The organism is Pantoea wallisii (genome assembly GCF_002095485.1).
In the GTDB taxonomy this organism is placed as follows: domain Bacteria; phylum Pseudomonadota; class Gammaproteobacteria; order Enterobacterales; family Enterobacteriaceae; genus Pantoea; species Pantoea wallisii.
In genome coordinates, this window is sequence record NZ_MLFS01000067.1 from 1 (window position 1) to 25166 (window position 25166).

Below are 25166 nucleotides of genomic sequence, written 5' to 3' on the forward strand. Positions count from 1 at the left end.
GGCACTATCAGCTCTTATGCCTGTGTGCTGGCAGTCTCAGCCGTACGATGGGCAGCGTGGTAGAGAAAGCGCAGGTAGGGGAAGCGTCTGCGGTCCGCCAACTGATGTCAGCCTATCAGCAGGTTGAGATGCTAATTCGTCTGGGTGAGTACCAGCCGGGTAACGACGCCATCGTTGATGCCGCAGTCCAGGCGCAAGACGAGATTAACGCCTTTCTGCGCCAGGACAATCATGCACCCAGCGATTTTGCTACTACCCGTCAACAACTTCAGGAGGTAGCTCGCCATGCGCCGTCACGTTGATGCCGAAACCCCTGCCGACACCGATGCGCAGGCGGTGGAATTACAAAAGATCCTTCAGGTACTGCTGCCGATCCGTAAACAGCGTCTGAGCCGTAGCGAGCGCCAGCAGCGCCAGCAGGAGCAAAAATTGCAGCTGTGTCAGCAAGCGCAGCGGATGGGTGAACAGCAGCTGGCTGACCATTCCCGGCGTTATCAAACCACCAGCGCCGCCTTTCTGCCGCAGCACCAGGGTAAGCAGACTCCGCTTCATGCACTGAACGCTGCGATTGAAGATGAACAGCAAAAGCGTGATGACATGCAGCAGCAACAGCAGCAGGTAGAAAGGTTGGCATCCGCATCCCTGCAGCAGCAGGCTCACAGCGAAGCAGCCTTGTGTCACGTCCGACGCTGCCAGCGCGACGTGGAAAAAATCGAATACCTGTTGCAAAACAGTGAGGTCATACGCTCATGATGAATCGCCGATTAACGCAAGAAGGACAGCCACAAGCACTTTGGCAACGCCAGCAGCGGCATGAACGCTCCTCTTCACACGATGCTCCGCCAAAATCAGGCAGGCTGTCCGAGCCCGCCCGGCCGGGAAAGCCGGGGCCCGCGAGATTACAGACCTTATCCTTGCCGGCTAAACATGCTGCGCGTTTGGCAGATAAGCCGTGTTTAACGCGAGACCAAAACGAGTTCAACCGCTTACTCAGCGATGACCCGCACACTGCACCGATGCTGCCACTCGTCCCTCTGGCGCAGATCGATCCCGATGCTCTGTCCGGCAAGATACAGGATGAGCAGGCCACCAGCACTTCTTCGGCGAGTGCGATCTGGGCAGGTGTTGAGCCGCAGCTCAGCCAAAACCTGTCGGCACAGGAGCTCTTTCCGGCACGTTTTAGTCTGCTATTGCCGCAGTTGGGAGAGATAAACGCTCTGGTCACCACCTTACCGGGCGGCGAGCTAAATGTCGCGCTGGGCTTTTCGGCCCACACTTTTGACATGGTACGCGGCAGTGAACGGTCATGCGCAGAGAGTCTGGCGCGGCGTATGGGTCAGCGGGTGAAGTTACGCTTTCAGCGACAGGAAACGCTGTCGTGAAGCTTAACCTGAGGCAGCAAAGCCGTAATGAAGCGCAGGTGCGACGCTGGATTGGCAGCGGCTGGCACTATGCCTGGTCTCTGGGCGATCGCGAAGGGGAACTAATTATCCGGCCGTCTAATCAGCAGATTAACGTGGACTTGCACTACTTCCACTGCGGTGCCGGCGTGTTGGCGTTAACCGACCCGGAACCGCTGCTGGCTTTACTGGCCGACTGCCCGGCACTGATTGCCACGCAGGACAGTGACCACTGGTACTGGCCTTTTTTTAATCAGTATCTCAGCCCGCAGATCGCCGATTTGTTCGGACATATCACGCCAGCTCATGACAGCGAATTAAACGATGCGCTCTCTCTGCATCTGGAAGTCACACTTGGCGATCGCCGAGCCTGGAGTCAGCTACTACTTGCACCTGCAACATTGAGGCAATGGGCACAGCAGCCGCGCTGGCAACGTTTTTATTCGCCGCTGCCGGCTGCTTTACCGCTTACGCTGCCGCTGGTGGTGGGACGTCTGTCCCTGTCGCTGGAATGCCTGCGTCAGTTAGGTCGCAACGATGTACTGCTCCCCGCTCGTCCTCTGTTTACGCCTGAAGGCACGGGTGTGCTGAACTGCGTACACGGTCAATTTCAAGGCAAGCTGATTCTTGCAGCGCAACCCGCTGAACCGGATCTGTTCCATATCATACGAAAAGAGGACCCTCTCATGTCTGACCCTAATGACCCTTTATTGCCTGCGGAACAGCAGGCAGCCACTGCGCTTACCGAAGATACCGCCTGGCCACAGCAGGATAGCCCGGGTAACGAACTTCATGCGCTACCGCTGGAGCTCACGCTACGTTGCGGAAATTTATGCCTGACGCTGGGCGAATTACAGCAACTGGATGCCGGTTCTACGGTAATGGTTGAGCACGTGACGCCCGGCGAAGCGGTGTTATGCCACGGCAGTTTTGTGCTGGCTAAAGGTGAGCTGGTGAATGTTAACGGCAGCCTGGGTTTTCTGATTACGCACATGCTCAGCCGTCGCGCCACTGAGTGGGATAGCGTTTTATGACCGAAAATATCAGTGCTTTTAATCCCTTATCGCTGGCGATTTTTCTCGGTGCCCTCTCTCTGCTACCGCTTGCATTAATGATCACCACCTGTTTTTTGAAAATCTCCATGGTGTTAATGCTCACGCGTAATGCTATGGGTGTACAGCAGGTGCCGCCGAATATGGCACTGTACGGCATCGCTCTCGCCGCCACCCTGTTTGTAATGGCGCCGGTGTTTAATGATATTCAGCAACGGTTTAAAGAGCGCCCGGTTGAAACCAGTAGCGCCGAAAAGCTGGAAAACAGCTTGATGTATGGCATTCAGCCTCTTACCGAGTTTATGCACCACAATACCGATCCGGATATGGAGACGCATTTACTGGAAAACAGCCAGCGAATGTGGCCAAAGCACATGTCACAGCAAGCAGTACAGAACCGCGACAACCTGTTGCTGCTGATTCCGGCATTTGTACTGTCGGAACTGCAAAACGGTTTCAAAATCGCCTTTCTAATCTTTATTCCTTTCGTTGTGGTGGATCTGATTGTCTCCAACGTATTGCTTGCGCTAGGGATGCAGATGGTTTCGCCTATGACCATCTCTCTACCGCTAAAGATCCTACTGTTTGTCATGGTCAGCGGCTGGACCCGTTTGCTTGATGGGTTGTTTTACAGTTATTTGTGAGGCCCACGTGGATATTATCTATATGTTCAAACAGGCGATGCTGATGGTAGTAATGCTCTCTGCGCCGCCACTGGTCGTGGCCGTAGTGGTCGGCATAATTGTGTCATTGCTGCAGGCGGTGATGCAACTACAGGACCAAACTCTGCCTTTCGCCATTAAGCTGGTAGCGGTGGGCGCTACGCTTGCGCTGAGCGGTCGCTGGATTGGCGTACAGTTGCTTGATCTCACACAATCGGCGTTTGCATGATGTCATCGACGGGCTCGCTGTAATGATGGCTGCGATGATCGATCCCTTGTTTAATGCCATGCTGGCACTGGGCATGGGCATCGCACGCATTTTCCCCTGCGTTCTGCTGACGCCAATTTTCTCCTTTTCTTCGCTGAAGGGCATGGTGCGTACCGCGATTGTTGTAGCGCTGGCATTGTTTGTGGTACCCACCATTGAACCGCAAATTACCGCGCTTTCACTGAGTGGCTGGGCCATGGTTGGCCTGGCGTTAAAAGAGGTGATCCTTGGTTTATTCCTTGGTCTGCTGTTGGCGATGCCCTTCTGGCTGTTTGCATCAGTGGGAGCACTTTTTGATAATCAGCGTGGCGCGCTGACGGGCGGCCAGCTGAATCCAACGTTAGGCCCGGATGCAACTCCGCTGGGCGATATGCTGCGTCAGTGGCTTGGTATTTTACTAATCCTAAACTTTGGCCTGTCACTGCTCACGCAGGTGATCTGGGACAGTTACGGTTTGTGGCCAGTAGAGGCGTGGTTGCCTTTGTTGAATAAAGCCGGTTTTAATGATTTTCTGCAGCGTGTCACTACACTGTTTTTCGATATCGTACTATATGCCGGGCCACTAGTGCTGCTGTTAATGCTGCTGGATTTTTGCGTTGGCATACTCAGTATTTACAGCCCACAGTTGCAGGCCACAATTCTCACCGTGCCTGTTAAATGTTTGGCTGGCGTGCTGTTCTTTATTCTTTATCTCCCAACGCTTGAATATCTGGCGAATCATCAGTTGCTTTCACTGCGTGACCTGATCCCGCATATCGCTCATATACTGCCACCACAAGGAGGAAAGTAATGGCTGAAAAAACCGAACAGGCTACGCCGCAAAAACTGCAGGAAGCGCGCAAAAAAGGGCAAATCAGTCAAAGTCAGGACGTACCGAAGTTGCTGGTAATGCTTGGTGTGATGGAGATCGTATTTGCAATGATGGATGACAGCATGGCACGACTGCAGGCGCTAATGTCGCTACCGTTGCAACGCCTGGATCAGCCTTTTACTCAATCCATCAGCGAAGTGGGCGGAACCGCGCTGGTAACGGTAGCGGTTTTTTTTCTGCTTACCGTTGGCGTCATTATTCTGCTGCGCATCCTGGGCGGCTGGATCCAATTTGGCCCTTTGTTTGCCACCGAAGCGCTTGCACTGAAGTTTGAGGCACTTAACCCAGCCGGAAAGCTGAAAGAGATGTTTTCCGCCCGCCAGTTTGTCCAGCTGCTGACCAGCCTGTTAAAAGCCGTGATTTTGGGTTTTGTATTCTGGCTGTTAATTGAGCCGCGTTTGCCGCTGCTGGCATCACTGGCCAGCGGAACGCTGGAGGGATTTTGGCAAAGTGCAGCCATCATTTTAAAAACTCTGGCGCATACCATCATTGGTGTACTGCTGATATTTGCCATTGCTGACTTTGCGCTGCAGAAATACTTTTATCTCAAACAGAACCGAATGAGTCATGACGATATCAAAAATGAGTACAAACAGAATGAGGGCGATCCGCACACCAAAGGACACCGGCGTTCACTGGCCCGCCAGTTAGCCAATTCTCCTCCCAAAAAGGCCGCGCCAAAACAGCTGGGCAAAGCCGACGTATTGCTGGTTAACCCTACTCATTTTGCTGTGGGGCTCTATTATCAGCCAGATGAAACGCCGTTGCCGCTGGTACTATTCAAAGCGGAAGATAAAGACGCACAGGCGCTGATTGCACAGGCACATCAGGCTAATATTCCGGTCATCCGTTATATCTGGTTGACGCGCACGCTTTACCGCACCGTTGAGGAGGGCCAGTTTGTACCGCGCGAAACATTGCAGGCTGTGGCGCAGATTTATCGTGTACTGCGCAGTCTGGAGCATCATATTCAGGGTGAGCTGATTGAGTTCGAAGAGTAACCGGTGCGTCACTAACCTTAAAAAAGCCGCGGTCAGCAATTCATGCGGACAGCGGCTTTAGACGTGATAAGTGAGGACCGGCAGAATTCCCCGGTCCTTAAAGGATCTACTTTGTGGTCCACAGATGTGAGTGTTTAATCGCGTCACCTTTGATATTGCTGTTATACAATTGTGCGTCTGCGTTCAGTAAAGATGCTGCGCCTGGTGCAGAACCAAACGGAGCCGGAACAGTACCACCCAGCAGGGAGGTTTTAAGATCATTCTTGGCGGTCTGGAACTGCTGCAGCGACTCATTGCTCAGCGGTTTGCTGTTTTTCAGCGCATCTTCCCAGCTTTTGGGGTTCTTTTCGCCCGTCGGGCTGTGGGGTTTACCGAACACTTCCGGGTGCTGATCCATAAATTTGCCAATTTCTTCACGTGTCTCTTTTGATCCACCCTTTACGCTTCCTCCTGACAGATTATTTGCGTCTGTAACAAGGTTACCGGCAAAGCCCTTGGGTGGACTGGTAGTGACATCATTCAGTGCTTCCAGCCCTACTTTGCTACCTACCTGATTGCCAATCGCATTACCAACCTGATTGAAATCGCTATTACTTTGTGGATTGAAGGGAAAGTTTTGCTGAACACCGAAATTATTATTGTTGGTCAGCCCATCGGATACGCCCTGATTAAACGCATTAACGTTATCCTGACTCGCACCGGAATTAAACGGGTTATTTTGTGGTGTAATACCTAACTGCTGCAGCACCTGCTGTAACAGATTATTTAGCAAGTCATTACCGCCATTGCCCTGACCAAAAGCATTGCCGTAATTACCGCCGCCATTGTTACCATAATCGCCAAATGTATTCTGGTTAGCGCCCTGCTGATTATTCAGCGCCCCAGAAAATAAGGCAGTGGTAATTTTTGAAGCGACCTGATCCACAACGTCCTTACCGATATTAAGTAATAGATTGGCTGCCGCGCCCTGCGGAGTAAAACTCAGGGGATTTGGTAAGTTATTTACTGCGCCAAAGGTGTTAGCAATCAAATTATTCATTAACAGGCCCTCATAGAGTGATAAAGATTCTTTTGCGGTGGTGCGCAACTCGCATAATTTAGTGCACACTTCATATATTAAGTGGATAAATATCGAACCAGGTTCCCGTGAATAAAGGAAAGGGTGAAAGATTTATTCATGGAAACAGATATTGACGTTACAGATTGTCATGAATGGCGACCTGAAAATATGTATTTCCAGGCAGGTTAGCCATTGTTGACACATAAAAAGCCTCTTCAACATAATCGATCAGCGTACCGTTACCTGCGTATAATCCTGTGTGCCATTACGCATATCTGACGGCCACCAAATAGTGAGATGATGACTATCCGCAAGCGGGCGGCAACTGGCACTATCGCAGCCGTTATCCTGTGATGCACAGGCGCTCAGTAATCCACTCAGTAACACCAATAGCAGTAAACGTAGTTTCATCAATTTGCTCCTGAGCGGCTGACCGATAACAGTGAAGAACGTGAACGTCTGGCTTCGCCACCAGTCTGGTAAGCCACGTACACTTCCGCTGACTGTCCCGGTTGCAGAAGCGTAGTCGGCCAGGCCGCTACGGCCAGTACGCTGTCATCGCGACACATAGATTCGTCAAACCGTAGCGGTTTTGTCGAAATATTTTTCATTACGCCCACGGTAATTTGCATACTGCGATTGCTGTACCATTGGCTGCGCGACGTATCCCAGTAGATCCCGGCCTGACTGTCACATAGCTGTCCAAGATTCAGCCCTTCCCCGCCGGCACGAAAACTGGATGGCACTTTATTCTCGGCTAAATCGCGCATCGCGCTTTCGACATCGCCTTTCATTGAAGTATATTTCTGCCGGCGTTGTACTTCGCTCATGGCATCATTCAGTTGCGAGCGATATTCGTCCCCAATGTAGCGAGTAGGATCAACCTGATCGCCTACCAGATGGGGCGTGATAATGAATAACCGTTCGCGCTGTGAAGTCTCATGGCGGCTGTATGAGAAAAATTGACCAATAAACGGAATACTGCCCAGAATTGGAATGCGGCGATTAACATCACCCGTTTCACGCGAATGGAATCCCCCCATTACCAGTGAACCGCTCTGCTGTACCAGCGCCTGAGTACTGACGGAGGCGCGCTGCGCTCCCGTTGCCTCGCCCTCATCGCCGCGATCAACCTTACCATCCTCTACATCCACCAGCAGCTGTACCGTGCCCTTACTGCCGTTGCCGATGGCGCGAGGTACCACCTGCAGGCTGGTACCGGCAGTCACCGGCTCAATATCTACTACGCGCTCACCAGTGGCGGTGATATAAGCGGTGTCGCTAAAATCGATCACCGCAGGCTGATTCTCCAGCGTAAGCACGGAAGGATTCGCAACGATAGAGGCGTTACCCTTGCCCTCCAGCGCCTGTACCTGAGCGAAGAACCGGCTGTAATCGGTGACGAAAAGCGTGCTGCTGCCCTGCAGTATTGATGAACCTGCGGTCACGTTACCAAATGTGGCGCCAAGATTAGCGCCTAACGACGAAAGGGCGCGTCGGTCAACATCCACAATCAGCGCATCGATCTCTACCAGCTTTTGTGGAATATCAATTTGTGAAATCAGCGCCCGATACTGCTCGCGCCGCTTTGGATCATCACGTACTAATAGGGCATTATTGCGAATATCAGCTGACACGAGCGGATTCAGCGCCGCATCGTCAGAAAACTCATCGTTCTGGTGTGCCGCGCCTTGTCCCTGCATAAAACGGGAAAAGAGTGAATCTGACTGATCTTCAAGGGCTGAGGAACCACCTGAAAGCTGGCTGCTTCCATCTTGCTGGATGCCTTTCGCTGTACGATTATTTTTTCGACCTAATAATTCATTTAAAATATTGGCAACGCCGGGCACCAAAAGCGTTTTATCCCGGTATTTTATTTGACGATCGGCAACAGATGCATAATGCAGAGGAAAAACCATCATCTCTTTATTCTGTTTACGGTCTTTATCCTGTTCGCTGAACTCATTAATCAGTGAAATATATTCAGGAGGTCCGGTTACCAGCACTACCCCATCATCCGGTAACTCGCCCCAGCCAAATTTGAGTTCCAGTAAGCCCACGCCTTCCAGCGCCTGCTTTAAATCTGGTGCGGCATCCGCAGAGATACGGATGCGTTTGGACATCTGCGCTGACTGTGGGCTAATATATAAGGTATCGTTATAAACGAACCACTGGAAACGATATTCCAGCGATAAGCGATCAAGAAATGTCACAGCGCTCTCAGAACGTAGCCGACCATTAATTGCGCTTTCAGGTAGATCGCCGATGCGCAGCGTGACGCCATGACTGCTGGCAAAGTCTTGTAATACGGTTTTTAATGAAGTGTTTTGTGCCGAGTAGGCGTAAGCACCATTTTGCCAGTCTGCCGGCGCTTGTGCACGGGCGAGATGTGCATAGCTTGCCGCCGTTCCCAACAGTAAACATAATGCAGTACGTAAAGTCCGAACATAAACGTTCAACACGTTACTCCCTCTACCGTTAACGCTAAAATAAGAAACCATGTCATCTCTCATTGATCCTGAATATTTGCGAGCAACATGAACAACGGCTCAGATGCCCCAAGCCGTTAAGGATTTTTAATTAATAGAATCGATAATTGACTTATTCAGACTGTGATTCAGGGATGACATTTGACCCGCGGCATAATTAGCTGTGGTTTCCTGCATTAATGCGAGCTTAAACATCAGCATATCGTTAATATCGGGCGTACCCTCCTGCGACAGACCAGATACTTTATGTACAGCACGGGAAAACTGGGAATCGAGGCGGCGCTGAATATCATAGGAACTGCTCATACGCTTCTCCTGTGGATGAAAGTCATCCAGTGAGTGGCGCCACAAGGCACAGAGTTCCCGTTCAGACCAGAATTAAGTTTGTATTGTGCTCAGCAGGCGTTGTTGCAGCTGCGGCCACGCCACGTTGAGTTCACCACTGGCAGTTTGCAGTAGCAGGCTATCTGCTGGCAGCGTATCGTCGCATTTTAGCGCCCAGCTCAAATGGGGATGGGATTGCAGCCAGGCGTCGGCATCCGCGTAATGTTGTGAAGAACAGCAAAGCGTCGCGTCCGCTTCGCGCGCGCCGGCATGCAGCAACTGACGTAACAGCGCCGTGGTTTTCTGAGCTTCAGTGCTTTGGGCAAACAGATGCTCCAGGGTTGCATGAACCAACTCACGTGCCTGCTGTACCAGATTCTCTTCCTGTTGCAGACGGGCAGCATGCCAGTCCGCAAAAAGTGCCCCGGAGCGCTGCAGGAACTGCGCCTCTTTTTCGGCTAAAAGTCTGCTGGCGTGCACTTCAGCCTGTGCCTCTGCCTTCGCAATGATCTCCGCCGCCAAGCTCTCCGCCCGGACAAGAATTTCTGCATGTTGCAGCTGTGCGCGGGAAAGCACATCGTCGCACTGCTGCAAGGACTGCACTACTGAGGCACGCAATAACACGCTTTCTTCTAATGTGGGCCGCTCATTAAAGTTAAGCTCTCTGGTTATCCACATAGCTTTCTCCTTCCTGCTGCTGGCTTTGCCAGATTACTGCATCCCATAGCGCCTGTAATTTGCTGAGCGGCGGTGCGATCTTTACTTCAGGTAATGCCATAACCGTCTGATAATCAAAGCCCATCCGCAGCCGGAGCCATGTTGCTTCAGGAAAAAGTGTAGCGAGTAGCGCCAGCGCAGCGGGCTGCGGATTGGAGGCGAAATTGAGGGCAGTTGGCAGCCACAGACCAGGGCGCAGGGCGCGACTGATACGCTGGCACCAGATGCGCTGCGCGTCATTCAGCACTTGCGTCCCGCTATCGCACTGACAAATTTCACCGGCCAGCAAAAGCATCTGACTATGCTGTACGGCTGACGCGCGCGATAACGTCAGGACGCGCTTATCAGGAAAACCTGGCAACGCATCCGGAAGGCCCAGCAGCTCCGCCACTGATGCCTGCTGTGTCAGTGCAAGATGCTGGCGGGCGCCCTCTTGTAACCGGAAAAAAGGCAGATGATGCCAACCCGGAGTGGCTTGCTGCCAGCACGTCTGGGTCCACCAGTTAAGCCACTGCTGCCCGATGTCTTGCATCCCTTACTCCTGCGTACCAGGTTCTACTACGGTTAATTCTGTAGTCGTTTTTTTCCTGAGCAGTTTTTTAAGACGCGGTATCAGTGCCCATAGCATTCCACCGCTCAGTAATAAAACCAGCGCGATGATAAACAATAGCTTTACAGTGGCATATTGTGAAAGTGTCAAATGAAAAGGCCCGAGCGTAACCATCTCAATATGATCGCGATACATTTCGGCTGGCACAAAAACGATGGATAACTCTTTATCACTTTTGCCTGTCAGGCCGGGGATACTCGCGGACACGAGGCGGCGAATTCGCGGTTCAATGCTGTCCGGATCCAGCTCTGGCGTGTATTTAACAAATACAGAAGCCGAAGCAGGTTGCACCGGTTCGCCCGGTGCGACACGCTCCGGTAATACTACGCTGACACGTGCGATAATCACGCCATCAATTTGTGACAAAGTGGACTCCAGCTCCTGAGATAGCGCATAAATATAACGCGCACGCTCCTCCAAAGGGCTGGAAATAATGCCGCTTTTCTGAAAAACCTCGCCAAGATTAGTACGGGATTTGTGTGGAAGCCCTTTTGCATTAAGTATCTGTACCGCCCGTTCAATGGTATCAGCATTAACGTTAACCGTTACGCCCTCTTTAGCAATCTGCTTCTCTGCGCTGATTCTGTATTTAGACAATTCAGAAATAATATCATTTGCATCGTTTTCTGATAAACCGGAGTTCAGCACAACCGGTTTATCACAGCCCGTCAGTGCCAGAGCAAGGCTGACGGCCAGCAATTTATTTCGCCAGTATATTTGCATCTTTGACTCACTGTAGATTGGTGAGTTTCTCCAGACCCTGGACAGTTTTTGAAACTATTTTCGCATTGAGAGAGCTTTCGAGGTAGTAATTTGAAAGCTTGCCGTCAACTTTCGTCAATGTCAAAGGATCGATTGAACGAGATGCTTTACGCAAAGCCATATTCATGTCTTTTTTATCCTCATTAAAATTGTTAAACATTGAGGAAATGTTACTAAAAAGATTATTTACCCCTTGCCCGGAAGCATGCGGCGCGTGATGAAGAACTGTCTGGTCCATCGTGGCTGAGAAAAAATTAACATCATCCGGGCTGACAGCCTGTCGACCAATAGGTTGTGTATCAAGTTGAGCAGACATAGTATTTGAGGAAGGGGAGTTAATTTTCATGTAACTGTCCTTAAATTGGAAAAAGGGAACCCATTGATATGGATGAATGGACTCCCTCCAGCTTGCATGTCATCAGAAAGTTATTTTTGCACTCTGAATACCGCTAACTAACGTCGTAGCACGATTAAGGTCCTGATTGAGCTTGGCATTTTTTCTCGACTCTTCCAAATCATTAGCCTTATCACCCAGGCTTTGAGTTTCTGTATTATTGATGCTCTGGCTAAAATTGTTATGAGAAATAGGTGTATTGTTCATGACATATCTCCTGTTATTAAGAATTGATACTGCCTACTACATAACATGAGTGGAGTAACAGATGATTCAGTTCCCCTAAAAAGAGAAAATTAATTTTCGATGCTACTCAATGATTTAATCCGCTGATAAAGCGTGCGGCGCGGAACCCCCAATTCATGGGCTGCACTGATGATGTGATTCTCATGGCGCATAAGGCAATCTTCTATCAGGCAATATTCAATACGACGCATTCTTTCACGTAACTGAAAACGTCGACTTTCATGGTTTGCTATCTCTCCCAGTGGCGGAATGCCGAGTACAAAACGTTCTGCTGCAACGCGCAGCTCACGGATATTCCCTGGCCAGCGATGCATCAGTAATGTTTCGGCCAGGCTGGCAGACATAGCGGGCAGTGCACGATTTAAGCGCAGCGCGGCTTCTTGTGCAAAGCGACGGAACAGCGGAATAATAAATTCAATTCGGTGGCGTAGCGCGGGCAGGGATACTCTTACCGTAGCCAGTCGGAAAAACAGATCCTGACGGAATAATTGCTCTTCTACGAGACTGACCAGTGGCTTCTGGCTGGCAACAATAACGCGTAAATTAAGCGGTATGCTCTGGGTGCCGCCTAATCGCCCGACCGAACGCGTTTCCAGCACGCGTAACAGTTTAGCCTGTAAAGTGAGTGGCATACTGTCAATTTCATCAAGGAAAAGAATGCCATTATTGGCGCTTTCAATATATCCGGCTCTGGATTGGTTTGCGCCAGTGTAAGCGCCAGCTACTACGCCAAATAACTCACTCTCAGCGAGAGTTTCAGGTATAGCCGCACAGTTAATGGCGACAAATTCGCCGCGACAATTGGAGCGAAGATAAAGCTGACGTGCCAAGGTGTCTTTGCCCGTTCCGGTTTCACCTTCAAGCACAACATCAACCATTAGCGGGGCTATGGTATCCAGTAATTCTTCAAAATCGCCGTGAATATTTTTAGGGTTACGACTAAGCTCAGGTAATCTTTCCAGAGGATCATTTTCATCAAACAGTTTATTGACACATTTAGTTTCTAAACTCTTCTTTTTCATATATTCTCCGCTGCCGTATCTGATATGGCTTCTAGAGTGTTCAGATCGGATAAAATGTTTAATGTTATAGACGCCTTGCCCTATGGGTGGGCAAAAGTTAATAGCAAATACTAAATATCCTTACTGGTTTCGCAACTAAATTAACATCCGTTTCGACGTTTACAAGTAAGAATAAGATGAGCGATTTTGTAGGTATTTCCCTACAAAAAGGGATTCACGTAACTGTTCCGATTTCTGCTCCAACCATCATGAGCACGTTTTGCAAATTTTAATTTTATGAAATTAAATTTTCGACGATCGTTATCATCGTGCCCGGCCATCAAAATCAGCAACACATGCTAATGCATTACGCACCTTTAACTTATTGATTGAATTATTGAATAAACCTAAACCCCGTTAGCGAATTTTCCAGACGCGTCTTCTGCCAGATGAAATGAATTTTTCATCTAACATTTGTTAACTTTATTTGCATGATTTAAAGAGAATAGCCAAACCATCCTGATAATAATCCAAAAACAACCCATGAAACATATTGAATAAAATAGACATAAATTTTACTTTTTAAAACATTTCGCTGTTCTCTCGTTTTCGGGGTTTTGAGAGAATTCCTGGCAAACCCTGGCTTTCTGAATCAGTTCAGGCGGGCACTTTCCCCTTACCCGATGCGATAACATGGGCAGTGTTTATTACCTCATTAACATAAGTAGGGTTGCCCAACGTAACTTGCGGAAGATCGTCCAAATTCACCTTGCCCGGGCCAGTTTACCGGCCGCGTCACCTTGGCCTGTTGGTAGTACAAAGCGTTGATTGGCTACGATAGCTATTATCTGGCCCCTTCATAGTACTGAATAGCTGCTGAGGAGCGTATGGATAACCTGCAGCAATAGCTGCTGCAGACTTTGCACCACATCGTTTTGGTCATTGCCACCGTTACTGGTATTAGCGTCACTATCATATATGGACCATAATTTCCGTCCCCGGAAGTAATGTGCATTTTGAATGCCCCCATGTCACCAGGTCTCAACTGCAGCAATGCGATCAAACCCGCTACGATAAGGTGCGCTGAGTCAGAATTGTCATTGTCAGGAACACGGCGTGTTCTAACTGGCACGCTCTTGTTGAGTGCTTTTTTTCAGGGGCGGGTTTCCCATCTCTTTCATTTCAGCGGGTACTTCGGGAACTTACGCCGCAGCGATGCCACTTATAAGCACCGCATTGCAAGGAATCAAACATGTCACCGTTAAAACTCTATGTGGTTGCGATCTGTTTTTCATCATCTGTTCAGGCTGATTGCTTTAAACAAGCAGGCAATGCATTTGGCATCTCTCCCACCTTGCTTAAGGCTATTGCCATGAAAGAGTCCCGGTTAAATCCGTCGGCTGTTAATCAGGCTAACCGCAACGGCAGTGAGGATGTATGTATGATGCAGATTAATAGCGTCCATTTTTCCCGGCTGATAGAATTCGGCGTAACCCGCCAGCGCCTGCTCAGCGATCCCTGCGTATGCGTGGCGGCCGGGGCGTGGGTACTACACGGGTTATTTCGTCAATACGGACGTTCGTGGGATACCATTGGCATGTATAACGCAGGTGCTTCTCCGGCGAGACGCGACATTCGGCTGCGTTATTCACTGGATGTGAAGCGAATTTACCGCCGCTTACAGCAAAACATGTTTCCCGATATGCCTGCCGGTAGCCAGCTGGCGCAGGTGCATACGCTCAGCGAGCAAAATACGGGTGCGCCTAAATAGAAAAATGGCAGCACCCGCGCACCGCATTAACTCTGTTCCGAAAGGCGGTTCATTTCAATATCCTGCTGTTCGATCTGCTGACGGAACCTACTGCCCACCATCTGTGCTAACGCTTGAGTTGCCGAGCTAATCACCGTACCAACGGCTTCGTCGATAATCTCCGTTCCCACTTTAGACAAGACGCCTGCGGCTCCCTGTGCCGCGTAGGCGCCGGCAGCGGCCAGAGTATTAACCCCCTGATCGATGGCGATACGGGAATGTAAGTTGAGATCGCTACCAATAGACTCTTTCACTACGGCGCGCAGCGCATTGACGCCTGCCAGTCCAGCCCCAAGTGTGGCGACTTCTGCGAGCATATTATCCTGCTGTACATTGACGCGACCACTCTTCCAGCCTTCAAAACTCAACAGGCTCTCTACAGCGGCGCCGGTGCGTTTTATGCCGCCAGTCATCACTTGTTGTGCCATTGAGGTGTTTTTAAGCTCGTCATAACGCGCTTCCCAGTCATTGCGCGCAAGTAAATTCATTGGCTGACTGTTGAACAGGACGTTTGCGCTGATTGCTCCGGCGGCAAGAGTGCCAAATACACCGTATTTATCATTAACGCTGGCATTATCAAACTGGCTAACGCCAATCGCTCCTAAGTTGCGTATATCGTAACCTGTGCCCCCTTTTACTGCATTAAGCAGCTCATTCGGTAAGGTATGTACGGCATCAAACAATGGTCTAACGGACTCATCGATTTTACTTGAGTCTTCTGCCATCCACATTGCGTCAGCCAGCGGTTTATTAAGGATACCATCACTGAGTGCACGCAACGTTTGTGCTGTTACGCCAACAAACGCACCGTTAATAGTTTGTCCAGTTAGACTATCTGGTGAGATACCAGCCCAGCCGTTAACCACATTGGACAAGGGATTGGCAATATATCCAGGAACAGCATAAGGTAAAGCACGCACTGAGTTTTCAACGTTGGTCGTGATCCGATCCAACTTTCTTCCTTTATCAAATACCGCCTGGATATCCTCAATGCTTTCCCCTTTGGCCAGCAGTCGATCGGTGCGATCGGTAATTAACGCATCTAAATGAGGGTTGTTTAACCCCCCTTTCAGCCCCGAAAAATAGGAGTGTAAAAGATGATCCATCTGCATACGCTGCTGATGTTGATGCTCTTCAGCTGCCGTGACGTCCGCTACTGGTGAGGCAGGCCTGCTGCTGACAGCAGAGGCTGGCCCTGAAAGGTCATTTCCCGCCTGCGCTGCATCGATGCTATGTCGCTGATGTGAATGCAGTGATGCTAAAGGTGAATTTCGCCCGGCAGCGGGTGAATCAGGCCGTGCAGAATGATTGTCATAATTTACGCTGGCTTGGGAACCCCGCCGTGATGGGATATCGTCTCCTGCATGGGCTTCATGCCCCTCTTCCGCCTCATGGATGGAAGGCGTAGGCGTGAGCGGAAAGGCCCCCGGTATGTGATGTAGCGTGTTCATAGTATCACCTCATTAGTCGTCATTTGTTGATTACCCACTATGAGTGGTACAAAACAGCGGTTAGTTGCAGAGTAATTTCAGTCTGGGCTGCGTCGTATCCCTATCATGCAGACATCTGAGATCGATATTTCCATTCAGATATTCATTCAACGCTCAATAGGCGATGATGTAAGTTGAATCTTCATCAGTTTTGTGAGAGTCCTTATAGCCGAAGCGCTATTTCGCCCAGGGGGGTCATATTCATTTCCTTCCAGAGGAAAACCAGTATTGAAAATGAGGAGGTTGCCGCATGCGCATTATCCGCTACGTTCAATCTAATGTATGGCAAGAAGGAAGGAGTTGATGCCGGTCGATTATTATACGGATGATGTATGCATCTTTTTTTCTTAACTGAAAGATAGCCTACAATACGAGTTTATGGGAGTTATGATAGTAAGGCGTTTATTAATAAAAAATTGCCCCGCAGGGCAAAAATTAATAACACAACTCCATCTTTGGACACAGTCAGAAAAACAAATGATTAATAAGAGCATAACTCAAAACGAGTAAAAATTTAGTAACCCTATGGTCGGCATTTAAAAATCATTTATCCTAAGCTGGCATTTTATATAGACATCCATCTTTTATGTACAATTTATAATATCGATTTGACTTATAAACTCTTAATAAGAGAATAAATTATGCACCAAATCCGCCGTCTATTGTGTGCATAGCTCCGGTAACAAAAGACGCTTCCGGGCCTGCCAGCCATGCGACCATGCCCGCAACCTCTTCTGGCTTACCGTGCCGCTGGATAGCCATGAAACTGTGCATAAGCGCTTTCATGGGGCCTTCTGCAGGATTCATGTCTGTGTCTACGGGACCCGGCTGAACAATATTTACCGTGATCCCCTGAGGTCCGAAGTCACGTGCCAGGCCGCGTGCTAACCCCTGCAGAGCCGATTTACTCACGGCATAGGCCGCCAGTCCCGGAATAGGCATTCGGTCACCGTTGACGGAGCCAATAACAATGATACGTCCCCCGTTCTGCATCTGACGGGCGGCCTCTACTGCGGCATGATAAGGTGCATGAATATTGATGCGGAACAGGTGATCGATATCGCCACTGTCTAACTCTCGTGCATCACCAAATATAGCAACGCCTGCATTGACGACCAGAACATCCAGCGGACCGGCGCTGCGCACCAGTTCAGTCACAGCATCACGATCGGCACTGTCGGCCATCACCGCTCTGCTTCCAGTTTCCTTTGCCAGTTGTTCAGCGGCAGCTTGCGATCCGGCGTAACTAAACACGACAGAAGCCCCCTCTGTAGCAAAGCGTCGTACAATTGCCGCGCCAATGCCCCGGCTTCCGCCTAAAACCAATACTGATTTGTTTGAAAATAGTGCCATTAGCAAGTCCTCAATTGTATTGTAGTAACCGTTACAATATTATTGTGGTTATTCGCTTGTCAAAGGATAATGTAGTGATGACTACAAAAACCAGCCGTACTCCTGGTCGGCCGCGTCAATTTGACCCGGACCAGGCAGTGGGCATAGCTCAAAAAATTTTTCACTCGAAAAGTTACGATGTCGTCAGCGTGGGAGATTTGACGAAAGCGTTCGGCATAAACCCGCCCAGCTTTTATGCAGCTTTTGGCAGTAAGCTCGGGCTTTACAGGCTTGTGCTTGATCGTTACGCGCATGACGGCGCTATCGATATTCAGTCACTTTTGCGAAAAGACCGTCCGGTAGCACAATGCCTCGCTGATGTTCTGGAAGAAGCAGCAAAACGCTATGCAGCCGATCCTGCTGCAAGCGGGTGTCTGGTCCTGGAAGGGATCCATTGTGACGATGATAACGCACGTGAAGCAGCTTCCCGTTTCCACAGTGCGGCAGAAAAGAAAATTCAGGCTTACATCGCAGAGGATTATCCGGAAGAAGCGGCCCGCCTGACTGAATATGTCATAACGATGATGTGCGGGCTGTCAGCCAGATCACGCCAGGGAGCGACACGTGATGCTCTTCTGGAGACAGCGCGCCTTGCCGCTCAGGGACTTGTACAGCTGCTCCCGCCTGAGACAGGCCATGGCCCTGTTACTTAACATGTTATGGGTACTACGATAATTGTGGCACGTCGTACCGTGATAAGTATGTATATAACTTTAGGGGTGATTACTGATACCGCCGTGGGTTGATCAATGTGAGCCCCCTGCTCTCTCCAGGTGTTCGTATCGCTCTCATATTACGTACCCGTGTCTTCACCTTAAGGTAAAACGGCACTGACTGCTGTGACGTTATGTTGCTAACGTACCTGAATGTTCATAAAACCGCCCCTCAACAAGCCTTGTGAACTCAGCAGGGCCGTGATTGACACAGGCGGCTCCCTGTAACTGTTAGCGTGAGCCAATACCAATCAGAGATAAGCAATAGTGAGTTGCTCCGTGCACAAGTAACATAAGCTGTAATGAGCCGAACATAAGCTATAAGGAGTGGCATGAGACAGAGACTCTATATATAAAGCGCCCGCGCCTATTATTATCTGTTTGTTTTACAAGGTTTTATTTGTTATTAACGCCATATATGAAAGCAAACTAATATAAACTATAGAGAGTAAATACTATTTTCTGAATATATATAAGCTATAGAGAGTGATTGATATCACTTAATGGGCCAGGTTATAAGCTATAGCGAGTAAAGATGAACATTTCGTGCAGGATATAAGCTATAGGGAGTGGCAAGATAAACGGAAGGAAGTATATAAGCTATAGAGAGTAAAAGTTAAGAGTATAGCATATGATTTTCGCAAATATGGATTATAAATCAATAAATTAAACCACAAACAACCTATGATCATTAATTTTAACTTCACACGTTCGAGAGATTACTCACTACAGCTTATATACCTACTTAGCCTTAAAAATCTGTTCAAGATCCTGAAGAGAAATGCCTAACTTATCTAAAAGTGCAATCTTCTCCTGCAGTTGAGGATCCAGTGCTTCTTTCTTGGTCTCAGCGGATTTGGGCTGCTCAAGCGGCTCGACTCTAGGCGCTTTAAGCTTTGGATAGCGGTTATGAACCTGAAAATAGACGCTGCGGCCCTTCTGCACCTCGCTGTAATCCAGATAACCGATCTCTTTTAACTGCTCCATCGCCCGGCGTACGGTCTGATTTTGGGAGAATACAGGTGAACGCAAATTAAGCCTGTCACGCAGGCGTGCAAGCGAGATGGGGGCAGGATTTTTAGGCAGGCTCTCGATATAGGTGTAAAGCGCTTGTGCGGACTCACGGCGCTTAAGGGCGTTAATAGCTTTAAGCTGTAAAAGTACTTTATGATCAAACTCATAAAGCTCAAAAAGTTTGGGATCGGCCTGCAGAATGACGATATCTTTTTTAGTGTCATAAAAGGCAGACTGTACCAGATGCGTAATATACTCTTTCGCATCTTCACCACTCTTTGAAGAGAACGAAATTGTCGTACTAGCTATACGCTTAAGAGAGGGGCTGATACGCTCTCTGAGCTGTTTTGAGGAACGACTGGAGGGTATGCCACACAACTTGGCAAACTCGACAAACGAGAGCTGTACCTTATCGCCTATGACTTTATCTTTGTGTTTTGCAAACGAGTGAATAATCCCGACCCAGGTCTTGAAGTCATTATCCATATCCAGACGCGGCCCAACGATCTCAACTTTCTCATAACCCTCAGCTTTCGCGAGTGAGAGTCGGGTAAGCTCTTCCGTAGCATCGGTAGTAGATGATGTGTTTTTTTTACTGTTTTTTAGCGACTTAAGCGTGGGGACGAACACGCCCAGTCGCATCAAAGCCACCGGTTGCACCGTGTTATTAGCGTTCGGCGTTAACGTGACGATCTCGCCTGATTGAGTATCCTTTTCTTCAAACAGCTTCGTTAGGTCAAGATTATCGCTAGCCACAAGCGTTCCCGCACACGTTAAAGGATCCCTGAAAAGGATCGGCAGCCCTATGGTTGTGAGTGAATGAATAACAACTCACCGGTAAGTGTTGTAACTGACTGACGGCGGGGAGAAATATTTATCCACAGTCAGATCAGTGAAAATAACATCTGACTCACTATAGCTTATGTCATTTTCTAATTACAGCTTATATTTTACTTTCTATAGCTTATTATGATCTCCGTATAGTTTATATTTTACTTACTATAGCTTATGTGAACCCCCTCTCAGACCAGAGCTGACAAGGCCTGCGACGATCGGGGATCTCTTTGGGATCTATATGGGATCTACTAGGGATCAATATTATTGGGATCTACTCAGTGGATAAGTGGATAAACTTTATAGGTGAAAGTTAAAACTGACGTTTAACACAGGTGATGAGCTCACTTACTTTCCTGTCTTTAAAGATCAGGTTAGAAATCTTGTCAGCAAATGTCCCTACCCGGCGTTATGCCATTTCACTTTGAAAAACCCAGGCATGAAGGTTTGATGTCGTCAGGGTTTACATGTGTACTAATTACCTTGTTAAACAAACTGAGCGGGCCTGTAAGCTGTTGTAGGCCAGAAACCACCGTGAGTATTGATCCCTGGGCTCCCGACGGCTAAAAGCCTTTCAGGAGTACAGGAGTGAGTGAGAAAGCAAGGATGTTAGCCACAGCCACCTAAGCCTGCTGGCATGACATCCACTGAGCAAGAAACCTGGATGCGGGCAAAAAATTTAGTATGACCGTTCATCAAATAATAATATTTCTTAACAGGCTCACAGGCTTTTTAAGGGTGAGCATACTTATTAAAGTAGACTCAATGCTGATTAAAAAATATTATTAATCAATAGCTTAATAAAATGTTGATATTGTAAGTTTCCCGCTGTTGATAATTACAAGTCCCTGCTCTGTAAGACCTGTACACTTTATAAACTGGCAGCTAATTGCGAACAGTTTAAAAAATCATAACACTGTTCAGAGAGTGTTATGGGAATTTCAGTTTGAAATTTTAAGCGTTTATTCTTAGAAAAGAATAAGTTAGAAGTGAATTTTGATGGGGATCTTGGAAGGTTTCTGCATAAAAAAGCCCTCTCCTGTTCTGGATCAGGCTCATAAAGTGATTAAAGCTGATTGTTATTTTATTACTTCACTCTTCATTTTCTCAATAACGGCTTTGACAGCAGCATCTAACTCAGATTGCCAGGCTGCCGGCAAACGTGAAAATTCATAGGTTATCAGACGCTTTTCGGCATCAATCTTTTTGCGTGCAAACTGCTTTTTATCACTGAAAACAGCCATTTTTTCTGTGACGATTTTTTTGCTGTCGCGGGAATTTATTGGTTCCGCGCTGTGAGTGCGGAAATAGCCGATGATCTTCGCTTTGACGGCGGGATCGTCGTGTTCAAAGTTGTCATCACTGCTAATGCGCTCACGTACGCTTTCTGCCAGCTCTTTAATACTTATCCGGCTTGTAGCCGCTTTTTCAGCGATATCAAGCAGGGTTTTATAATCGTTAATAGATAGATCACTGATTGAGGGAAACACTGCAATCATTTCATCAGGAACAGAGGCTGCCTGAAAGGCACGCGTCACTTTTGCCTGAGAAAGGCCTTCTGCCGCGGCAATTTCTAACTGGTTCATACCATTGGGATACATCAGTTTAAGACGATTACCGAGTTCACGCAGCGTGTGCTCTTTGGCTGTCTGAATATCGATAGCGAGCTGACGGGCATCCGTAAGCGACAGCGCATCTTTAGTGACTAATACTTCAAAGGGCATACCACTGTATAAGCATGCGGCACGACGGCGCGAACCATCCAGCACCTCAATCCGCCCTTCTACCTCACGCCCAATGGCCGGGAAGAACTGTTGCAGTTTTATCGTACGAGAAATATCACTTACCGACTCCTCAGTTAAAAAAGTTTGATCGCGGCCATTTACTGAAGCATCGACATAGGTCTGGCTTTCAATGTCGTCATGCAGAATTTTTGTAAACGTAAAACGCGCTTCGGCACCCGATTTAAGCGTAAACGTCCGGGTACTGTCATTTTCACTCAGCATTTTTGTAAAGCTTGAGTTACCCAAGGTACGACCCATTTTTTTCAATTCTTTCATTACTTAATTCCTCTTACGAACTCGATACGCTTAAACACGGCTTGGGTAAATCTCTCTGCTTCACGTTTAGCATTTTTCAGTGCTTCAGTGCTGCCCGGATAAGACTGAGGATCGGCGCTGACGATAGTGTCAAAGGTCTCCCCGCAACGTTCAAAGCCATCGAGACGTGGTAATGCCGCATCAAGGATGTAGGATGTGAACACGTCCCGCGCCAGGCCATGCGTCATCTCATGATCCCGTTTCGACGTCATCTTCGACATGAAGCCAATATTCCCTTTAATACGTGGCGTTATGCCCTCTTCTTCCAGCTGCTCAAGCATGTCGGGTAAGCGCGTGAGGTATTTTAGCGTGGAGTGAAAGTCTACCTGTGCAGGCGGCGTTGGCGTCAGAAGTAGATCACTTGCTGCAATGGCGTTAAGCATAAAAGCATCAAGGTGAGGCCCGGTATCAATAAAGATGAAGTCATAGTCATTGCCCACTCTGTCAATGATGTTCCGGCGTAAGACTTCTGATGGCAACACGCCAGGCAAATTTTCTGCGACGAGACGGTCCCACTGGCTTGCAACAAAGCCGTCATCAATTGAGGCAGGAATGATGTCAACGCCCGGAATAATTGTTGGCTTGATGATTTGTTCATGAAGCTGCTGCGCATCCAGATCATTAAGCATGGCCTGAGCGGCAGTCTCCATTATTGAACCGATACTGCTGGCCTGGTTCAGGAACATGGTACTTGACGCCTGTGGATCAAGATCGATGACCAGGTTACGGAGGTCGTACTGCAGTAAATCCGGGTGAACCCTCAATCCGTGCGCCAGTGTGACCGTACTGACAGTTTTAGAAACCCCACCCTTGAGGTTTACAACAAAGATGACGAAGGGACCTTCGCCGGCATGTAAGTCACGGTATTTAGGCACCTTACGGTGAGCATAGATGTCGATGACGTCCTGAACCGTTAATGCATAGTGCTTAGCATTGCCTGCATCTTTTTTACCGAACTCATGCCCTTTGGACTCCATCTCATCAATGGCCTGCTCCACTGCACGGCGGCTCAGCTTGGGAAGATTCGCGACTGAATTGCGCGTAAAGGTCTGATAAAACTGGTCCAGACCGAACTCATGCCGTTTATCTATAATGTCATCACTCATACTGCGTAACATGGCATTGGCCCTGCGCGCAGTTTCATCAACCCCACCGTAGTTACTTTTCATCATCCGCTCCGTTGGCAACAATTTCTGCCAGTGTACAGCTCATTGTGCTATGTGCAACTATTTTAGATATTCAATAATTTATTGTACAGAGAAGGTAATTGCGATCACTTCATCATATCTACTCACTTTAAAACGCATATTCACAGTGTTTCAGTGAAATTTTTCCCACCTGAATTTCATGGGTAACTTATTGTTTTTATTATTTTTTTTAAAATTATTTCAATGTGAAATTCCCGTCTAATGACAAGCGGGATTGCTGTTTACCTAAATTACTCCTGTGCATGTCAGATGCTTACGCAGTATTAGTACATCTTGTTGCTCATAAATGAAAACAACACACAATAAACGTATCGTGCCAGATATGGGTACATCTGAATGATGGATAAAATTGAGAGATGATGCATTTTTTCTGAAGGACTCATTTTAGAGTAGTCACGTGACAGATCACAACGCTCACGGGTAGTTACAAGGTTCAGGGCAGTTACAGTGATTCCTTTATCAATCCTTTCCAGCGTATGGCTTTAAAATTAACTAAAAGCGAAGAAATCTTCTCTGCCAGATTTGTCTGGTTTAGATTGCCCCAGAACAGGCGTTATGAGAGTAACGTAATAGTACATTGCATGTATAAAACTGACACGTGCTATCACAGAAGAGGTTATCCACAGAAACAGGTGATAACCAGTGCGTAATAAATGCCATGGCTGTTGATGGTCTTCTACGGAAATAACATCAAAGTGCTACGGCGGCGGCCCATAGTGATAAGCAGCACTCGTATACCCGATACTTCTGTAATCAGCCCTTCTTTCCACCCAAGCCACTGCTTACTCTAATACGCAAGGCATGGCAGAATTTTTCCATCTGTACAGTGGCGGGTGCTACTTAGTAACGCCTGAACAGGTATAGATTGAAGAGATGCTTCGTCACATAATCCGTTCCCCTGTTAAAGGACACTAAGCCGGAATGAAATATGAGGATCATTCCTACAGGTAATTTGATAACAGCTTTATTCATATCGATATAACAATGAGGAGAGAGAGGAAAGGGGATTACTCTTTGCTGTGGGGGAATATTTCAGCGATTTTGATATTTTATGGATGAAACCACTGTACTGGAATAAATGAGAATACATCCCATTGCAAGCGCAACAATTCGTCCCGTAACGTACGGAAAAGAACACTGCAGAATATGCCCGGTGCAGCAGGCCCCGATAAAGCTGCGGTAACATCAGATAAAAGGTTACGGACGGCAACGGCCGTACCGCAAGGAGATGGAATGCGCATACTCTGTCGTCATTGCCGGGCGCAGCTCAGCAGGGATGAATACTTCTGTTTTCATGACAGCTGTACGCTGTGCGAACGGCGCCGTCAGACGATAAATAACGAGCTAAACCTGCCCATTAAGTCACCGTTGCTGGCGTTTTACACGGTACTGTTTATTGGACGTTGTGCACGCTCTACATGTACAGCATGGCTGCGCGCCGTCAGTCTGATATGAACAGAACGCTATGTCTGCTACGAGCAATAAGCGGATGTAAAATCTGACACCGCATCAATCAAATCCTGTCAATACAAAAAGCTGCCACTTTCCGATCCTTGATAACATCCTGAATGCCAAATATAGCCTCTGTTTAAATTAACAGGTCATGCGATAAGAGGCCGCTAACTTCTACAAGCGAGCTGGCTGCTAAGTTATAACCGAAATTATGGTACCGCACTTTGCGTAGTTCGTTGATCAGCCGGAAACTTATCTTTAGCCCTATTCCATCGAATATTGACTTCCGTGCGATTT

General features: G+C 48.2%; 24 protein-coding genes and 1 pseudogene. 10 read left to right on the forward strand and 15 right to left on the reverse strand.

Annotated features, from left to right (window positions below):
* From HA48_RS18830 to sctU, 8 genes and pseudogenes are all read left to right on the forward strand, one after another.
* Window positions 1–302, forward strand: a pseudogene (locus tag HA48_RS18830) (EscN/YscN/HrcN family type III secretion system ATPase); the annotation flags it as partial.
* Window positions 286–753, forward strand: coding sequence for a type III secretion protein (locus HA48_RS18835; protein ID WP_128602676.1), 468 nt, complete (start codon window positions 286–288; stop codon window positions 751–753). The pseudogene HA48_RS18830 and the gene HA48_RS18835, both read left to right, overlap by 17 nt.
* 263 nt (window positions 754–1016) lie before the next feature.
* Window positions 1017–1382, forward strand: a complete 366-nt coding sequence (locus HA48_RS18840) for a type III secretion system HrpP C-terminal domain-containing protein (protein WP_128602677.1) — start codon at window positions 1017–1019, stop codon at window positions 1380–1382.
* Entirely contained in the window at window positions 1379–2434 is a 1056-nt protein-coding gene (locus HA48_RS18845) for a FliM/FliN family flagellar motor switch protein (protein ID WP_244182901.1), read from the forward strand. The genes HA48_RS18840 and HA48_RS18845 overlap by 4 nt, the downstream gene beginning before the upstream one ends.
* Window positions 2431–3096, forward strand: a complete 666-nt coding sequence (gene sctR / locus HA48_RS18850) for a type III secretion system export apparatus subunit SctR (RefSeq protein WP_128602679.1) — start codon at window positions 2431–2433, stop codon at window positions 3094–3096. The genes HA48_RS18845 and sctR overlap by 4 nt, the downstream gene beginning before the upstream one ends.
* Window positions 3097–3103: 7 nt before the next feature.
* Window positions 3104–3343, forward strand: a complete 240-nt coding sequence (gene sctS / locus HA48_RS18855) for a type III secretion system export apparatus subunit SctS (protein WP_128602680.1) — start codon at window positions 3104–3106, stop codon at window positions 3341–3343.
* Window positions 3344–3365: 22 nt separating this feature from the next.
* A complete protein-coding gene (gene sctT / locus HA48_RS18860; protein ID WP_128602681.1) occupies window positions 3366–4172 on the forward strand; it encodes a type III secretion system export apparatus subunit SctT in 807 nt (268 codons plus the stop codon).
* The gene (gene sctU, locus HA48_RS18865; RefSeq protein ID WP_128602682.1) at window positions 4172–5254 is read left to right on the forward strand and encodes a type III secretion system export apparatus subunit SctU; all 1083 of its coding nucleotides are present in this window, start codon (window positions 4172–4174) and stop codon (window positions 5252–5254) included. Before sctT ends, sctU begins: the two co-directional genes overlap by 1 nt.
* A 106-nt stretch (window positions 5255–5360) precedes the next feature.
* Here the strand turns inward: sctU and HA48_RS18870 are convergent, their stop codons facing one another.
* From HA48_RS18870 to HA48_RS18915, 10 genes are all read right to left on the reverse strand, one after another.
* A complete protein-coding gene (locus tag HA48_RS18870) occupies window positions 5361–6293 on the reverse strand; it encodes a type III secretion protein (protein ID WP_128602683.1) in 933 nt (310 codons plus the stop codon).
* A gap of 249 nt (window positions 6294–6542) precedes the next feature.
* Window positions 6543–6725: an HrpT family type III secretion system protein gene (gene hrpT, locus HA48_RS18875; protein WP_128602684.1), complete on the reverse strand. Its 183-nt coding sequence runs from the start codon at window positions 6723–6725 to the stop codon at window positions 6543–6545.
* A complete protein-coding gene (sctC, locus tag HA48_RS18880; RefSeq protein ID WP_425270673.1) occupies window positions 6725–8773 on the reverse strand; it encodes a type III secretion system outer membrane ring subunit SctC in 2049 nt (682 codons plus the stop codon). Before sctC ends, hrpT begins: the two co-directional genes overlap by 1 nt.
* 117 nt (window positions 8774–8890) lie before the next feature.
* Entirely contained in the window at window positions 8891–9109 is a 219-nt protein-coding gene (locus tag HA48_RS18885; RefSeq protein WP_128602685.1) for a type III secretion protein HrpF, read from the reverse strand.
* Window positions 9110–9181: 72 nt separating this feature from the next.
* Complete coding sequence (locus HA48_RS18890; protein WP_128602686.1) at window positions 9182–9805, reverse strand: HrpE/YscL family type III secretion apparatus protein; 624 nt, start codon at window positions 9803–9805, stop codon at window positions 9182–9184.
* Window positions 9783–10376 carry a type III secretion protein HrpD gene (locus HA48_RS18895; protein ID WP_128602687.1) on the reverse strand — a complete coding sequence of 198 codons (594 nt, stop codon included), beginning with the start codon at window positions 10374–10376 and terminating at the stop codon, window positions 9783–9785. The genes HA48_RS18890 and HA48_RS18895 overlap by 23 nt, the downstream gene beginning before the upstream one ends.
* Window positions 10377–10379: 3 nt before the next feature.
* Window positions 10380–11177 (reverse strand): type III secretion system inner membrane ring lipoprotein SctJ, encoded by a 798-nt coding sequence (gene sctJ, locus HA48_RS18900; protein ID WP_128602688.1) that lies wholly within the window; start codon window positions 11175–11177, stop codon window positions 10380–10382.
* 7 nt (window positions 11178–11184) lie between these two features.
* Complete coding sequence (locus HA48_RS18905) at window positions 11185–11562, reverse strand: EscI/YscI/HrpB family type III secretion system inner rod protein (RefSeq protein WP_208613156.1); 378 nt, start codon at window positions 11560–11562, stop codon at window positions 11185–11187.
* Window positions 11563–11634: 72 nt separating this feature from the next.
* Complete coding sequence (locus tag HA48_RS18910; RefSeq protein WP_128602689.1) at window positions 11635–11817, reverse strand: hypothetical protein; 183 nt, start codon at window positions 11815–11817, stop codon at window positions 11635–11637.
* Between the two features lie 89 nt (window positions 11818–11906).
* On the reverse strand, window positions 11907–12878 hold the full coding sequence (locus HA48_RS18915) for a sigma 54-interacting transcriptional regulator (RefSeq protein ID WP_128602690.1): 972 nt from the start codon (window positions 12876–12878) through the stop codon (window positions 11907–11909).
* 1231 nt (window positions 12879–14109) lie between these two features.
* Here HA48_RS18915 and HA48_RS18920 point away from each other — a divergent pair.
* Window positions 14110–14628, forward strand: coding sequence for a lytic transglycosylase domain-containing protein (locus HA48_RS18920; protein ID WP_128602691.1), 519 nt, complete (start codon window positions 14110–14112; stop codon window positions 14626–14628).
* 26 nt (window positions 14629–14654) lie between these two features.
* Here the strand turns inward: HA48_RS18920 and HA48_RS18925 are convergent, their stop codons facing one another.
* Both HA48_RS18925 and bdcA read right to left on the reverse strand, forming a co-directional pair.
* Window positions 14655–16118, reverse strand: a complete 1464-nt coding sequence (locus HA48_RS18925) for a hypothetical protein (protein ID WP_128602692.1) — start codon at window positions 16116–16118, stop codon at window positions 14655–14657.
* A 678-nt stretch (window positions 16119–16796) separates the two neighbouring features.
* Window positions 16797–17510 (reverse strand): SDR family oxidoreductase, encoded by a 714-nt coding sequence (bdcA, locus tag HA48_RS18930; protein WP_128602693.1) that lies wholly within the window; start codon window positions 17508–17510, stop codon window positions 16797–16799.
* Between the two features lie 77 nt (window positions 17511–17587).
* On the opposite strand from bdcA, the gene HA48_RS18935 reads away from it, so the two are divergent.
* Window positions 17588–18202 (forward strand): TetR/AcrR family transcriptional regulator, encoded by a 615-nt coding sequence (locus HA48_RS18935; protein WP_128602694.1) that lies wholly within the window; start codon window positions 17588–17590, stop codon window positions 18200–18202.
* An 801-nt stretch (window positions 18203–19003) separates the two neighbouring features.
* Here the strand turns inward: HA48_RS18935 and HA48_RS18940 are convergent.
* From HA48_RS18940 to HA48_RS18950, 3 genes are all read right to left on the reverse strand, one after another.
* Window positions 19004–20002: a RepB family plasmid replication initiator protein gene (locus HA48_RS18940; RefSeq protein WP_128602699.1), complete on the reverse strand. Its 999-nt coding sequence runs from the start codon at window positions 20000–20002 to the stop codon at window positions 19004–19006.
* Window positions 20003–21189: 1187 nt separating this feature from the next.
* Window positions 21190–22170: a ParB/RepB/Spo0J family partition protein gene (locus HA48_RS18945; RefSeq protein ID WP_128602695.1), complete on the reverse strand. Its 981-nt coding sequence runs from the start codon at window positions 22168–22170 to the stop codon at window positions 21190–21192.
* Window positions 22170–23378: an AAA family ATPase gene (locus HA48_RS18950; protein ID WP_128602696.1), complete on the reverse strand. Its 1209-nt coding sequence runs from the start codon at window positions 23376–23378 to the stop codon at window positions 22170–22172. Before HA48_RS18950 ends, HA48_RS18945 begins: the two co-directional genes overlap by 1 nt.
* Between the last annotated feature and the right edge of the window lie 1788 nt (window positions 23379–25166).